The 1,064-nt window shown below is 68.8% G+C and carries 1 protein-coding gene and 1 pseudogene; both read right to left on the reverse strand.

From position 1 onward, the window contains the following. Positions 1–44: 44 nt before the first annotated feature. Positions 45–836, reverse strand: coding sequence for an ABC transporter permease (locus tag ACFWEP_RS34765; RefSeq protein WP_387376315.1), 792 nt, complete (start codon positions 834–836; stop codon positions 45–47). Next, positions 833–1,064: pseudogene (locus ACFWEP_RS34770) on the reverse strand (ABC transporter); the annotation flags it as partial. The gene ACFWEP_RS34765 and the pseudogene ACFWEP_RS34770, both read right to left, overlap by 4 nt.

The following is a 1,064-nucleotide window of genomic DNA, read 5'->3' on the forward strand; positions in this document are numbered from 1 at the left end:
CGTCCGACGGGGTGTCGGACGCGCCGCCGGACCGGTCGCGCGGGCTACTTCGGGTCGCGGTTGTAGAGGGACGTGGACCAGAAGTAGCCGAGCAGGGTCAGCCCGAGGCACCAGGCGACGGCGATGAGGCCGTTGTTGCCGATCTCGGTGCCGAGCAGGAGTCCGCGCAGGGTCTCAATGGCCGGGGTGAACGGCTGGTACTCGGCGACCGGCTGGAACCAGCCGGGCATCGTGTCGAGCGGGACGAACGCGCTGGAGAGGAGCGGCAGGATCATCAGCGGCATCGCGTTGTTGCTGGCCGCCTCGACGTTCGGGCTGGAAAGGCCCATGCCGACCGCGATCCAGGTGAGGGCGAGGGAGACGAGCGTCAGGAGTCCCACTGCGGCCAGCCACTCCAGCACGGTGGCGTCCGTGGACCGGAATCCGATGGCCACCGCGACGGCGGCGACCAGGACCACGCTCATCACGCACTGCAGGACGCTGCCGAGGACATGGCCGATGAGGACCGATCCCCGGTGGATCGCCATGGTGCGGAAGCGGGCGATGATGCCCTCGGTCATGTCCATCGAGACGGAGACCGCGCTGCCGATGGTGGTTCCGCCGATGGTCAGCATCAGGATGCCGGGGACGAGGTACCTGAGGTACTCGGAGCGGTCCGCGCCGCCACCGCCGATGCCCGCGCTCATGGTGTCGCCGAAGATGTAGACGAAGAGCAGGAGCAGCATCACCGGTGTGAGCAGCAGGTTCAGCGTGAGCGAGGGGTAGCGCCGGACGTGCAGCAGGTTGCGGCGCAGCATCGTGGACGAGTCGCGCACGGCGAGGGAGAGGGTACTCATCGGACGTCCTCCTTGGGGTTGAGCTGCGGGGTCTGCTGGTCTGCCTGGTGGGGGACGCGGGTGCTGTCGGTGAGGGCGAAGAACACGTCGTCGAGGTCGGGGGTGTGGACGGTGAGTTCGTCGGCTTCGACGCCTGCGGTGTCGAGGCGGTCGAGGATGGTGCGCAGTTCGCGCTGGCTGCCGTCGCTGAGGATCTGGAGGGTGAGGGCGTCGTCGTCGCGGGCGGCG

Source organism: Streptomyces sp. NPDC060198 (assembly GCF_042728415.1).
GTDB lineage: Bacteria > Actinomycetota > Actinomycetes > Streptomycetales > Streptomycetaceae > Streptomyces.